Genomic DNA, 12,922 nt, shown 5'->3' on the forward strand with positions numbered 1-12,922 from the left:
AGGTGCGGATTTTATTTTCCATGCCGGCTGCGGGCGATTTCGCAGAGCTCGTCGCAGCGGTTGTTGTGCGGGTTGTCGGCGTGGCCCTTTACCCAGTTCCAGGTGATTTCATGCTTTTGGGCCAGCTCGAGCAGCCTCTGCCAGAGGTCCTGGTTGAGCACGGGTTGTTTTCTGGCGGTTTTCCAGTTGTTCTTCTGCCACTTGTCGAGCCATTTATTGGCGAAGGCGTTTCTAAGGTACTGCGAATCGGTGTGCAGCTCTACAGTGCACGGCTGTTTGAGCGCTTCGAGAGCCTTGATCGCGGCTGTCAGCTCCATGCGGTTGTTGGTTGTATCTTCCTCTGAGCCGCACAGCTCTTTTGTATGGTTGTTGTGCCGGGGCGATATAAGTACCGCCCCCCAGCCGCCGAGGCCCGGGTTGGGAGCGGCGCCGCCGTCTGTGTATATTATGACTTTTTTCATCTTTTTCTCTGACATATCAACTCCTGCTTTGCTCATGTTCTATTTCTTCCACTGGAAAAGTGCCTGGACAATATCTATTACCCACAGTATAACGAATATCTGGAAGGTGGTTTTTACAAAAAACTCCGCCATGCTCGCCTTATTGTAAAGCCTGTCCAGCTCTTTAATTCCGATTGGAAACGCCTTCCGCAGCTCGCGCCGGTTCATCATGCCGAAACGGATACGTTCGACACTTTGCCCTCGCCGGCGTTTATCCGGCTCAAGCTGTTTGCACCAGCCGATGATTCTGTGCTCAGATTCAAAATGGTTGTAAATCTCCGTCCTGAATTTCTTTATACACCGCACGGCGTACAAAAAAACCAGAAAAATAACTATAATTCCAATGTTGAAAACCACTGTTTAACTCACTAACTAATCGCCGGTTTCAATTTCCGGCCGTTTATGATGGCTAAGCATAAGATCTTCAGCGTTTTTAGGGCTTACGATATTTTCGCCGGTCTGGCTTTCTATCTGTTTTCTGGCTGTGCCGGCGACTCTGCCGCCCTTGCGCGCTACATTAACGTTTTTGTCAAAGGTGTCTGGCTTTTGTTTTTTGGAGATCTCCGTAGTTGAGGCCTCTGCGAGCATGTTGAGTACAAGCTCAAGCGTGGTCATGTTGTCTCGCAGGTTCTGTTTTTTGAGGCCTTTAAATCTTTTGTAATCTTTTACGCTCTTATCTGCCCAGGCCTTAGTAATCTCGTCGGTGAGGATAGCATATTCAAGCCCTTCCTTTACGCCGCGTTCGTCCCATTCGTCGGTAAGCTCCTTGCGGACTTCAATGCTTTTGAGACGCTGGTTGATCCATTCCTTTGAGTAGCCTTTTTTGAGGTATGTCTGCATGGCGCGGTCGAAGCTGATTTCGGGGTCTTCTGTTTCTTCAATCCGCTGATAGCCTACTTTTGCCAGCCAGAGCTTGAAGGGCTCGGCTTTGGGAGACGGGACAGACTGAATAAGCCGCAGAAGCTGTTCTGTGTCGGCCACATCAGTAAGCCGCATTTTGCCGTCTTTGGCGGGCATTTTCAAAGCGTGACAATTTGTCACGGTTTCATTTCCTTCATCTTTGAGGCGTTGTTTTAATTTCCTCCAGTATGCCTGAGGATTTGTGCTGTCCGCCAAAACGCCCACAACATCCACGACTGAAAAATACCATTTTTCCTGCTCATCATCCCAGTGCCGCCTGATCCGGCTCTGGTTGAACAGCACAATTGTGTTGTCTCGTTTTTCACTCATTTACAAACTCCATTGAACAATACATGCCATCTAAATCATATGCTATTATACACTTGTAATGACAGATAACAAGAAGTTTTTGGTTTTTATTTGGCATTATGTTCATCCCATTTTCCATTCATAAGCCTGGTAGAGCAGGTCGAGTTCGGTTTTCTGTTCCGCAAGCTCTGCCTGGAGGGCGGCGAGTTTTTCGTGGTTTTTATAAACCGTTTCATCGCCGAATTTTGCCTGTATATCTACAATTCTCTGCTCGGTGTCCATTATAAACTCCTCGATCTGCTCCATGCGGTATTTGTTGAATCGCTTTATTTCGGGCGGTGCCTGGCGTTTTGGAGTATGGGCGGGTTTATCCGGGCCGTTTTGTTTTTTCGCCGGCGCATCCTTAGCCGCGGTTCGCTCCAGTATCAGCGTCTGCCAGCGTGTGTAGAGCTGTTTGTCCGCGTCGATCAGCTCAAGCCTGCCCATCTGCTTGCCGCCGAGCTCGCCGGTGCCCATCACCAGCAGCTCTGTGGCGATCTTGTCAATGAAATACCGGTCGTGACTGACGGCGATAATCGTGCCGTCGTATTCGAGCAGAGCGTTTTCCAGTGCCTCCTTGCTGGAGATGTCGAGGTGGTTTGTCGGCTCATCGAGAATCAGCACATCGGGAGATGTAACTACAAGCCTGCAAAGCATTAAACGGCTTCGCTCACCTCCGGAGAGCTCGGAGACTTTTTTGAATACATCATCTCCGGAGAACAAAAAAGCCCCGAGTATGTTCCTCGCGTCTGCGGGCAGAAACTCCGGTTTGATCCGCAGTATCTCATCGATGACCTGGTTATCCGCAACCAGCTCAGAGCCGTGCTGGTCCATGTATCCGAAAGTCAGGCTCGCCCCCCTCTCGATTATTCCGGCGGTGGGCTTGAGTTTATCCAGTATCATCTTGAGCAGCGTGGTCTTGCCGGTTCCGTTGGGGCCGGTGATGGCAAGACGCTGTTCCTTTATAATCTCGAGCGAAAAGCCCTCGAAGAGGTTTATATTATCGAAACTTTTAGCTAAATCCTGTATGTTCAGAATCTTATGACTGTGATGTTTTACCGGCGCAAAACGAAAATCCAGCTTTCGGTTGTCGGCGGGTGTGCCGCGGAACTGCTCGGCGTACTGGTCTTTGAGCTGTTCGAGACGGCCCGCCCTGCCGCGTGCGACCTTGCTCATGCCGACATCGTTTCGGTTTCGGTCAACAAAATCCTGTTCCGAGGCGATTTTTTCACGCATCTTTTCTTCTTCACGTCGATTCTGAAGCTCAAAGACAGCCTTATTCTCGAGGTATTGGCTGTAGCTGCCCTTCCAGGTGCGAATCTGGCGGCGGTCAAGCTCGATAATCTTAACTACTGTCTTTTCAAGCAGATACCGGTCATGGCTGATGATGATTGCTGCCCCGGGATAGCTTCGCAGGTATTTCTCCAGCCACTCTATCGCCAGCAGGTCGAGGTGGTTTGTCGGCTCATCGAGAAGCAGCATATCCGCTCCGCCTGCCAGTACCTGTGCCAGACCAAGACGTGAGAGCTGGCCGCCGGAGAGGCTCGTAACCGGTTCATCGTAGAGCTCTTCGCCGATACCAACGCCGGCAAGGATGCTGCGAATGCGGCTTTCAAAGCTGTAGCCGCCCAGCAGCTCGAAGCGGTGATTCAGCCGGTCGTATGTCTCCATCGCGCTCTCAAGTTTGGCACCTTCAAGGCCGGCCAGCGCTGCCGCCGCGGCCTCTACCTGCTCACGCAGCTCGATTATATAGGCCACCGCCTCGTGCATGATCTCTATGACGGTTTTGTGCTTCTTAAATACCGGTTCCTGCGGCAGATAGCCAACACGGGCTCCCTTGCGAAGGTTGATCGTCCCCGAGTCCGGCGTTTCTTCACCGAGGATCATCTTAAAAAGCGTGGTCTTGCCCGAGCCGTTGGCGCCGATGAGGCCCACCTTCTCCCCGCGGAAGAAAGATACACCGGCATTCTCGAATAAATCCTTGTTCGGATACGATTTATCTAAATTTTCGATAGTTATCAATGGCATGGCGGATATTTTAGCAGAATATTGGCTAAGGTGAAACGAAAAGTGAAAAGATCGCCGCGGCTTTGCCTTTGTGTGCTTAGCTTTGTTCTTTGGATGGTGAGCGGCGTTTGCGGCGTTGTTTCTGCTTGCGGATTTTCCGGGTCCTCTTCTCTGCCGGTGTTAATTCTTGTGTCGTATCAGAGTTAAGCCGCTCTAACTGCTCACATAGCTGTCGGCGGGCGAAAAAGCGGTTCATGGCTTGTCGGCGGGTTCTTGAGCATTTGACTGTAACGCCGGTTGGTATGTGGCGAAGCTGCACGGCGGTGGCAGTCTTATTGACTTTCTGGCCGCCGGGACCGCCGCTGTGCGTAAAGCTCTCCTCAATGTCGGGCTCTTTGAGACCGCACTTCTGCATCCGTTCTTTAAGAGCTTCTGCGGTATCCTGTCTGACTGGAAACTTCATACATTTTAATTAGAAATTGAGAGTTAAGAATATCGTTGGATTTCGTATTAAGGGAATCTGCCGTCTGTGTATGTGTCTGTCCGTGTTTGTCCATGTTTGTCCGTATTAAACAATAACGTCCGATAACATCATTGTTTTAAGGCTTCTATTGGTGAAAATGATGTAATCCCAACTTTTCGGCGATCCTGTCAAACTCATCAAGCGAGTAGTAATCTATAAGTATTCTGCCCTTTTTGCCGGCACCAGTGGTCTTTATTTGAACCTTTGTCTGGAGCAGACTTGCCAGACGTTTTTCAAGGTCAAGTATTGCCGGCGCTTTGGCAGGTTTGGATTGTTTCTCAGTGTTGTCCTGTCCGCTGAGCATTTTTTTGACTACCCGCTCAACCTCTCTGACGGAGAGCCTGTCGGCAAACGCCCTGTTTGCCAGCCTGTTCCTAAGCTCGTTTCCGGGCAGTGCCAGTATTGCTCTTGCGTGCCCCATACTCAGCGAGCCGTCTGAAAGCATTTCTTTGACAGTTGATGGCAGCTCAAGCAGCCGGACGTGATTTGCCAGTGTAGCACGATTTTCGCCGAGTTTTTCCGCCGCTTCTGTCTGGGTCATGTGGAACTGGTCTATGTAGTCCTTATAGGCCTGCGCCCTTTCAATGCAGTTTAGATTGCTTCGGTGGATATTCTCTACCAGTGCGATCTCGTGCATCTGTTCTTCGGTAGCCTGGCGAATAATTGCCTTTATTTCGGTCATTTCAGCGATTTTAGCCGCCCTCCAGCGTCTTTCGCCGGCGATAAGCTGGTATTCAGTGTCTTTGCGGCGGACAATGATAGGCTGAAGAAGCCCGTTTACCTTTATAGATTCCACCAGCTCGGAGAGTTCTTCCTCGTTCCAAACCCTGCGGGGCTGATAGGGATTTGGCTGAATCTTATCTATTGGTACCATTGATATTGACTCTGCGGCCTCACTTTGCACGGATTTTTCTACCGCAGGGGCAGGCTGCGACAGGGGTATCTGCTGTGTTTGAGCGGGGGCAGGCGCGTTTACTGTGCCTAAAAGCGATTGCAGGCCCCTGCCGAGATGTTTTTGCTTTGGACGCGGTTTCTTTGCCGGCGCGGGTTGTTTTGCCTTAGCGGCAGGTTTCTTCTTTGCAGCAGTCTTCTTTTTTACGGTGGTTTTCTTTTCTTTAGCCATAATTTAACCTCTCTGACATAATGTAACAGGATATAATCTGTTTCTAAATATAGCACAATTTATTTCAATGTCCAGTATGTTCCACGTGGAACATGAAAATTGTGAATTAAGAATTAACGGCGGGGCGGTTGGTGATATTGTTTTGGTGTGGATAAGGTGTGTGCCTGTGAGTGCTGGAACCCTGGTGTTCCACGTGGAACAAAGAGGTTATGCACATGTTATCAAGAAATTTAGGTTATATATGCACAATTATTGTAAATTATGAAGTATATTTTGTTGTTATCCTGTGGGCAGGTGGTGGATAAAATAAGGGAAAAGAAAAAAAGCAAAAGAGCAAAGGTGGTAAGTTTGTTCAGCTCATGGCATTGAATGTTTTTAGAAATGATTGATGAACCCAATAGGCTGCGAGGTGCCAGATGAACAAGATTTTAATTCAATTATATTAAATCCTGTAAATCTTGTTAATCCTGTCTAATAATTCCTGATTCTTAAGTATAAACTTTACGTTTGGCAAATGCGGTTTGACTTTTGCGGCAGTGCGGTTATCATGTGCGAATGAAATTATCAGATAAATCAAGAATACTCGTGACCTGTCAGATGGGCCTTGGCTGCCTGCTCGAAGAAGAAATGAAAGAGCTGGGCTATACGCCTCTGAAAGTCCGGGATACGGGCGTGGAAATCGAGGGCAACTTTTTTGACGCGATGGATCTTAACCTGCGGCTGCGGTGCGGGTATGCGGTTTTGTACCTGCTCAAGGCATTTGAATGCAGAGACGCAGAGGAGCTTTATACCCAGGTTTATTCTCAGCCGTGGGAAAATATAATTCCTGCAAATGAGTATCTTTCTATTATTTCCAGGGTCGATAATCCCACGATTAACAATTCGATGTTCCCCAATCTGAAAGTAAAAGATGCTATTGCTGACCGGCTTACAAACAAACTCGGCAGCAGATGCGATTCGGGTTCCGGCAGGGAAAATATCGTTGTAAATCTATACTGGAAAGGTACTAACGCATGGCTGTACATTAACACCACGGGCCGCAAATTATCGGAAAGGGGCTACCGCAAGATGCCGCACCTGGCTCCTATGCAGGAAACACTCGTCGCGGCGTGCCTGCGTGCCGCGGATTATACGTCCGATAATCCTATCGTATGCCCCATGTGCGGCTCCGGCACTTTTGCCATAGAGGCAGCCCTTATCGCACTCAACAGATGCCCGGGACTCTTGCGGAGCAACTTTGCTTTTATGCACCTGCAAAATTTCGAGTCGCAGCTCTGGCAGGAGATGCGGGCAGAGGCAAGAGACGAGGCGGACAACAATAAACGTCCGATAATAATCGCCTCCGATATAGACCCCAAAGCAATAGAAGCGGCAAAGAAAAACGCCCTGACCGCCGGCGTGGAGCATTTAATAAAATTTGAAGTATGCGATTTTGCCGATACCACTATACCAGATGAGCCCGGAATGATTATCATGAACCCCGAATACGGCAAACGCCTCGGCGATACCCGAGAGCTCGAGGATATTTACGCTCGAATCGGCGATTTCTTTAAGCAGAAATGCACAGGCTGGACAGGGTATATCTTCACCGGCAATATGGATTTAGCCAAAAAAGTGGGGTTGCGGACTTCGCGGCGGTTCCCTTTCTATAATGCAGACATAGAATGCCGCCTGCTCAAGTATGAAATGTATCAGGGCTCACGCAAAAGCAAATATAATCAATAGTTGACTTCATATGGTGCGGCTTATATAATTGGATAAAATTGGATCAATTATTGGATAGCCATGATTAATACAGAAACAGTTGTTATTACAGACGAAATACTTAAGTATATCTCTGAAATTGATGAATTTAAAGGCAAATGGTCGGCTCTGGGCAGGCTTTCGCCTCAGCGGATTAGTGCATTACTGCGTGTAGCAACTATTGAAAGTATCGCCTCTTCAACGAGAATTGAGGGATGCAGGCTTACAGACACACAGGTTGAAGCACTTTTGCAGAACCTTTCAGCGGGCTCGTTTCTAAGCCGCGATGAACAGGAAGTCGCTGGATACGCAACGGTTATGGAAACTGTTTTTGAATCCTATCAATGCATCAACATTACTGAAAATGTTATAAAGCAGTTTCATCGTGATTTATTGCAGTATAGTGATAAAGATACCAGGCACAGGGGGGAGTATAAGAAAACTTCAAACAGTGTTGAGGCTTTCGACACCGAAGGTGAGAGTCTGGGCATTATTTTTAAAACTGCTGCTCCATTCGATACTCCCCGTTTGATGAAAGAGCTTTTAGACTGGTATAACGAGGAGCTGAAGTTAGCCAAAATGCATCCGTTGCTGATCACAGCCATTTTCGCGGTAGTATTTCTCGAAATACACCCGTTTCAGGATGGTAACGGCAGGCTTTCGCGCATTCTATCAACGCTCATGCTTCTCAAGTTTGGTTACAGCTACGTTCCATACAGCTCAATGGAGAGCATAATTGAGCAGAACAAAGACAACTATTATCTCGCACTAAGACGCAGTCAACAAACTATACGGACTGATACGCCGGACTGGCAGCCCTGGATATTATTTTTCTTACAATCAGCGCATAGCCAGAAAAACCATCTTCAAATGAAGCTTGAACGTGAACGAATCTTTATAGCAGCTATGCCTGAGCTGTCTTTGCAAATCATAGAGATTATCAAATCCCATGGCCGATGCAGCGTTAAGAACCTTTCTGAAGTTACCGGAAGAAGCCGCAATACCATCAAACATCACCTGTCTCGACTTGTCGAAACTGAACAGATAGTAAAGCATGGTGCAGGCCGCGGGACATGGTATTCAATTGTATGAATTTCAAGCAACCCCCAATAACGGCCGAGCGGTTTTTTTCCAGGAAAAATTAAAAATTACTCTGACTTTCAATGTTAACCGATTGAATTCGAGCCCTTTTTGGATAAAATAAAAACTTATTAACAAACGTAATTTATAATTAAGGGAAAATCAATGAGTGACAATTTATATGATGTGATAATAGCCGGCGGCGGGCCGGCAGGTCTCGGGGCAGCTCTGTACGCATCCCGTGACAGACTCAAAACCCTTGTCATAGAAAAACTTATGCCCGGCGGCCAGATAAACAACACAGACCTTATCGAGAATTACCCCGGAATCAGACAGACCAGCGGCCTTGATCTGACACAGACAATGACAAAACAGGTGCAGGAATTCGGCTGCGAGTTCAAAAACGGTACTGAAATCACCGGCTTTGAAAGATTAGATGACGGCACAATAAAGGTAATTACCAAAAAGAACGAGTACAGAGCAAGGGCTGTAATTCTTTCTCCCGGCAGTAATTATCGCAAACTCGGAGTCCCCGGCGAGGATGAGTTCCGCAATGCAGGTGCCGGCGTTAGTTATTGCGGCACGTGCGATGCACCGTTTTTCCGCGGCAAAAGGGTGGTCGCTGTCGGCGGCGGCAATACAGCCCTTGAAGAGGCGATGCACCTGGCAAAATTCGCATCTGATGTAACGCTTGTTCACCGCCGCGAGGAGTTCCGCGCAACACAGGTACTCCAGGAAGAATTCAGCCGTCTCGCCGCACAGCAAGACAGCAATCTGCGGTCACGGCTCGATACGGTTGTAGAGGCCATCGAGGGTAATGGCAAAGTCGAGCGGGCTATTCTGAAGAACGTAAAAACCGGTGAAAAAGAGGCTTATGAATGCGACGGAGTGTTTATATTCGTCGGCATGGTACCCAACACCGCTTTTGTAAAAGATTTTGTCGATCTGGATTCTGACGGTTTTATCAAATGTGATACGGCGTTTCTGCGGACCAAGGTGCCCGGCGTATTTGCCTCGGGCGATTGCCGTGTCGGAGCTGCAATGCAGCTTGTAACTGCTGTTGCGGACGGAGTTAACGCCGCGATAGCGATGAAACACTATTTCCGCGATGCTAACTGGTGGAACAAGCCGTTAAAAGATACCCATACCGTTGGCGGCTGGTAACGGAATTGCCTGCAGCCTTTGAGAGATTATTTAGTTATAACAGGATGCACATAAGAATCTAACATACATCAGTTTAGCATACATCAGAGAGCAGCTTATTCTGCCGTGATAAATTGTAATATTATCATCTGCTGAAAAAAGCGCTTATTTGTCTTGAAATAATTTGTTAAATGAATAAACTTACGGGTCTTAACGTGTACCCTATCATAAGATAGAAGAATAGTTTTTGGATGTTTTTTGAACAGTAATAATTACATAAATACCTATTATGCCGGAGGTTAACTAGTGGCTAGTTTACGTTTTTCCAGCAGAATGCGCTTTAGCAGATTGACGCTTATTTCGCTTGCAATTATCGGTACAATTATTTGCGGAAATCCTGCCGACGCGTTTTCTCAAACCAATGAAGCAACAAAAAAAGCACTTCAGGATCAGATTGCCGTTGCCCGGCTTGCCTGTGAAGAGGGCATGCTCGAATCTTCTCAAGGCGTACTTGACAAGATAAGAAAAGATTTCGGCCAGGATCTGACAGACCAGGACGAGGCGGCTATCAGCGGTATCGAGGATTGTCTGGCCGCCGGCCGCAAGCTCAGGGCAGACGCCCAGGCTTCGCTCGGCACCGCCCGGCAACTATACGATAACGGAAATTACGTAGATGCGTACAAACTTTCCTCCCAGCTGGCTGAGAACAAGTTTCTCCCTGTCGATGACAAGATGGCGGCTGCGAAGATAAAGTCTGCCTCGTATAAGGGTTATACCGAGTATCAGCAGGAAATGAAAGACCTCTTCGACAAAAGCATCGAAGACTACAAGGCCGGTAATTACGAAACAGCCTTAAAGGGTTTCGAGACTGTCGATGAGAGCGGCGTAGAAGTTAGCCACTGGTTCAAAGATGCCGGCGATTACGCAGAGATGACTCAGGCACAAATGACAAAGTCTCAGGCAGAAGCCCAGGCCGATGCAGCTAAGCAGGCTAAAGCTGAAAAAGCTGCCGAAGAAAAAAAGGCCGCCGCGGAGAAAGCCGCAGCAGAAAAACAGGAAAAAGCTGCCAAAACGCAGCAGCCTGAAGTTGCCGTTGCTGTCCAAAACAACACGGCAGACGAATCAGCTCAGGTGCAGCCTGACCAGAACCCCGACCAGGTATCAAACGAATCGATGGAGTCAGCGGCACCCCCAGCCGGCGGCTCTTCTTATATAGATCAGATACAGCGGACGAGAAATGTGAAGCGCCAGTACACACAGGTTGTTGTAAATGACGCTATCGCAAAAGCTAATGAATTCATGGCACAGGGCGACTACGCCGCGGCACGTGAATCACTTACCGCTGCCTATTCAAATATCAACAAGACCAAGATGGTTCTCGGCGAGCAGCTTTATGAGCAGTACAACACTCAGCTCAACTCTATGCGAGATGAGATCGCGGACAAGGCCGAGGCCGCCGCGGTAAAAGATGCCCAGATGCGCCGCGAGGAGCAAAGCGTTCTTCAAAGCGAGATGCGCCAGAAGATGGAGCGTGAACGTCGGGCCGCGGTAGAGGAATACAAGTCAAACGCCCTTGAATTCCATAAAAAACAGCGTTACGAAGAGGCTCTTGCCCAGGTCAACGCCCTGCTGGCAATCGATCCGCTCAACGATTTCGGCCTTGCGATGAAGATGTCTCTTGAAGATACAATTTCATGGCGTGAGCAGAGCATGGTACAGAAAACCAAGTACGAGCAGGAGATAAAGACCCTCATAGAAGCCGACCGTTCATCAATCCCCTGGTCAGACGATGTGCATTACCCGTCAAACTGGCTGGAAATCTCTAAGAAACGCGACGCCTTATTTACAGACGGCGAAAATCCCGAAGATGCCGCGATCAATAAACAGCTTGAAACGGTGATTGATCTGATGGAAATCACTCAGGACACATCTTTTGAGGACGCTATAGAAATTATAAAGACATCTGTCGAACCGAATTTCAACATCGTTGTACTCTGGCGTGACCTCGAAGATAACGCGTTCATTGACCGCGACACGCCGGTTAATGTAACATTCAGCTCGCCGGTAAGTGCCAGCATGGCATTGAAGCTGCTTTTGGAAAGTGTATCCGGCGGATTTGCTGAGCTTGATTACGTTGTTAAAAACGGAATTATCCAGGTCGCGACAGTAGAATCACTTCCGGACAGGCTTCAGGTTGTCCGTTATGAAGTAGCCGACCTGCTCGGTGAGAGGGCACTGTTCCAGTTTGAGATGGACACCTCGGACCTGGGTAACCAGGGAGGAGGCCGTTCAAGCGGCGGCGGCGGCGGTGGCAGCAGCAGCCGAAGAAGCTCATCCTCCAGTCAGGACGACGAAGACATCGACAGGACCGAGATGATCGAACGCTCGGCACTGCGTGTGCAGGAGCTGATGGACCTGATTCAGCAGAGTATTGACCCTATGAGCTGGTATGATGCCGGCGGACAGGCGACAATCTCCACATTCAATGACAAGACACTGGTTATAAGCCAGACTATCAAAAACCACAGCGAAGTGAGAAGACTCCTTAACGACCTTCGCGCCTCGCTCGGCCAGCAGGTTGCTCTGGAGACCAGATTCCTTATAGTAAGCCAGAACTTCCTTGAGGAAATCGGTGTAGATGTTGATTTTATAGTCAATGCCGGCGGAAAATGGGGTGATATCATCGTTGACCAGAACCACGCTTCAACTACCGGCGGCGGCCAGTCCACCGGCGTTCCCGGCAACCTCGCGGACAACTCCGCGGCGGCAATGATCAGCGGCGGTTACGGCTCTATACTTGATGACCTTCAGGTTCAATTCCTGATAAACGCCACCCAGTCCCACCGTGATACAAAGAGTCTCAACGCTCCGCGTGTTGCAGTGCTCAGCGGTGAGTCGGCGGCTATCAGGGTAACAACCGATAAATCCTACGTGGCAGACTACGATTTTGAAGATGTAACCACTGCTAACAGCGATTTTAACCGTGTTATCGCCGACCCTGAGATCAGCACGATTCAGGACGGTGTGATACTTAACGTTACCCCGACGATATCCATGGACAAGAAGTATGTCCTTCTGCGTATCACAACTTCTTTCACAACAACGAGTTTCAGCCAGTTTGAAGTACCTTCCGGCGGCGAGACAAACGATTATTTCCCGATTCAGCTGCCCGAGTCTGAAATCGCAGAGGTTCGTACCCGTGTCAGCGTGCCTGATTCAGGTACACTGCTTATCGGCGGCCAGAAGCTCACCGGTGAAGTTGAGCTGCAGAGCGGCGTGCCGGTTCTGAGCAAGGTTCCCGGGCTGGGAAGGCTCTTTGAAAACAGGGCCAAGACCAAAGATACATACGTTCTGCTGATACTGGTCAAGCCGACAATTCTGCTTCAGGATGAACTTGAGGCGGAGGCTGTAGCAGGTATGCAGACAAATTACTGATCCAATTTTAAACAATTTAATATAACAACGGGTACAGGGCGTGAATTTTTTCGCCCTGTACTCGTATAAACAGATTCAGGCGGGTGAGGCAGATGTTTATTGACAGAAAATAATAAACTT

Annotated in this window: 10 protein-coding genes; 4 read left to right on the forward strand and 6 right to left on the reverse strand. The window is 48.7% G+C overall.

Annotated features, from left to right (window positions below; translation table 11 throughout):
• Positions 1-11: 11 nt before the first annotated feature.
• The 6 genes from rnhA to SMSP2_RS12345 form a co-directional block, all read right to left on the reverse strand.
• The gene (gene rnhA / locus SMSP2_RS12320) at positions 12-461 is read right to left on the reverse strand and encodes a ribonuclease HI (RefSeq protein WP_146684924.1); all 450 of its coding nucleotides are present in this window, start codon (positions 459-461) and stop codon (positions 12-14) included.
• A 39-nt stretch (positions 462-500) separates the two neighbouring features.
• A complete protein-coding gene (locus SMSP2_RS12325; protein ID WP_146684345.1) occupies positions 501-806 on the reverse strand; it encodes a hypothetical protein in 306 nt (101 codons plus the stop codon).
• A 66-nt stretch (positions 807-872) separates the two neighbouring features.
• The gene (locus SMSP2_RS12330) at positions 873-1,730 is read right to left on the reverse strand and encodes a BRO family protein (RefSeq protein ID WP_146684346.1); all 858 of its coding nucleotides are present in this window, start codon (positions 1,728-1,730) and stop codon (positions 873-875) included.
• A 102-nt stretch (positions 1,731-1,832) separates the two neighbouring features.
• Positions 1,833-3,776 carry a ribosomal protection-like ABC-F family protein gene (abc-f, locus tag SMSP2_RS12335; protein ID WP_146684347.1) on the reverse strand — a complete coding sequence of 648 codons (1,944 nt, stop codon included), beginning with the start codon at positions 3,774-3,776 and terminating at the stop codon, positions 1,833-1,835.
• Positions 3,777-3,852: 76 nt separating this feature from the next.
• Complete coding sequence (locus SMSP2_RS12340) at positions 3,853-4,170, reverse strand: peptide chain release factor family protein (RefSeq protein ID WP_222566351.1); 318 nt, start codon at positions 4,168-4,170, stop codon at positions 3,853-3,855.
• Positions 4,171-4,363: 193 nt separating this feature from the next.
• Positions 4,364-5,401, reverse strand: a complete 1,038-nt coding sequence (locus SMSP2_RS12345) for a ParB/RepB/Spo0J family partition protein (protein ID WP_146684349.1) — start codon at positions 5,399-5,401, stop codon at positions 4,364-4,366.
• Positions 5,402-5,956: 555 nt separating this feature from the next.
• Here SMSP2_RS12345 and SMSP2_RS12350 point away from each other — a divergent pair.
• The 4 genes from SMSP2_RS12350 to SMSP2_RS12365 all read left to right on the forward strand — a co-directional run bounded on the left by SMSP2_RS12350 (position 5,957) and on the right by SMSP2_RS12365 (position 12,802).
• Positions 5,957-7,126, forward strand: coding sequence for a THUMP domain-containing class I SAM-dependent RNA methyltransferase (locus SMSP2_RS12350; RefSeq protein ID WP_146684350.1), 1,170 nt, complete (start codon positions 5,957-5,959; stop codon positions 7,124-7,126).
• A gap of 60 nt (positions 7,127-7,186) precedes the next feature.
• On the forward strand, positions 7,187-8,236 hold the full coding sequence (locus SMSP2_RS12355; RefSeq protein ID WP_146684351.1) for a Fic family protein: 1,050 nt from the start codon (positions 7,187-7,189) through the stop codon (positions 8,234-8,236).
• A 153-nt stretch (positions 8,237-8,389) separates the two neighbouring features.
• Positions 8,390-9,388 (forward strand): NAD(P)/FAD-dependent oxidoreductase, encoded by a 999-nt coding sequence (locus tag SMSP2_RS12360; protein ID WP_146684352.1) that lies wholly within the window; start codon positions 8,390-8,392, stop codon positions 9,386-9,388.
• 285 nt (positions 9,389-9,673) lie between these two features.
• Complete coding sequence (locus tag SMSP2_RS12365) at positions 9,674-12,802, forward strand: type II secretion system protein GspD (RefSeq protein ID WP_146684353.1); 3,129 nt, start codon at positions 9,674-9,676, stop codon at positions 12,800-12,802.
• The last annotated feature ends 120 nt before the right edge of the window (positions 12,803-12,922 follow it).

It is taken from the genome of Limihaloglobus sulfuriphilus (assembly GCF_001999965.1).
In the GTDB taxonomy this organism is placed as follows: Bacteria; Planctomycetota; Phycisphaerae; order Sedimentisphaerales; family Sedimentisphaeraceae; genus Limihaloglobus; species Limihaloglobus sulfuriphilus.

What these genes read in the sequence shown, in the direction of transcription:
- rnhA (WP_146684924.1), bottom strand. Translation starts at nt 461, where the DNA reads ATGAAAAAAGTCATAATATACACAGACGGCGGCGCCGCTCCCAACCCG.
- SMSP2_RS12330 (WP_146684346.1), bottom strand. Translation starts at nt 1,730, where the DNA reads ATGAGTGAAAAACGAGACAACACAATTGTGCTGTTCAACCAGAGCCGG.
- abc-f (WP_146684347.1), bottom strand. Translation starts at nt 3,776, where the DNA reads ATGCCATTGATAACTATCGAAAATTTAGATAAATCGTATCCGAACAAG.
- SMSP2_RS12340 (WP_222566351.1), bottom strand. Translation starts at nt 4,170, where the DNA reads ATGCAGAAGTGCGGTCTCAAAGAGCCCGACATTGAGGAGAGCTTTACG.
- SMSP2_RS12345 (WP_146684349.1), bottom strand. Translation starts at nt 5,401, where the DNA reads ATGGCTAAAGAAAAGAAAACCACCGTAAAAAAGAAGACTGCTGCAAAG.
- SMSP2_RS12350 (WP_146684350.1), top strand. Translation starts at nt 5,957, where the DNA reads ATGAAATTATCAGATAAATCAAGAATACTCGTGACCTGTCAGATGGGC.
- SMSP2_RS12355 (WP_146684351.1), top strand. Translation starts at nt 7,187, where the DNA reads ATGATTAATACAGAAACAGTTGTTATTACAGACGAAATACTTAAGTAT.
- SMSP2_RS12360 (WP_146684352.1), top strand. Translation starts at nt 8,390, where the DNA reads ATGAGTGACAATTTATATGATGTGATAATAGCCGGCGGCGGGCCGGCA.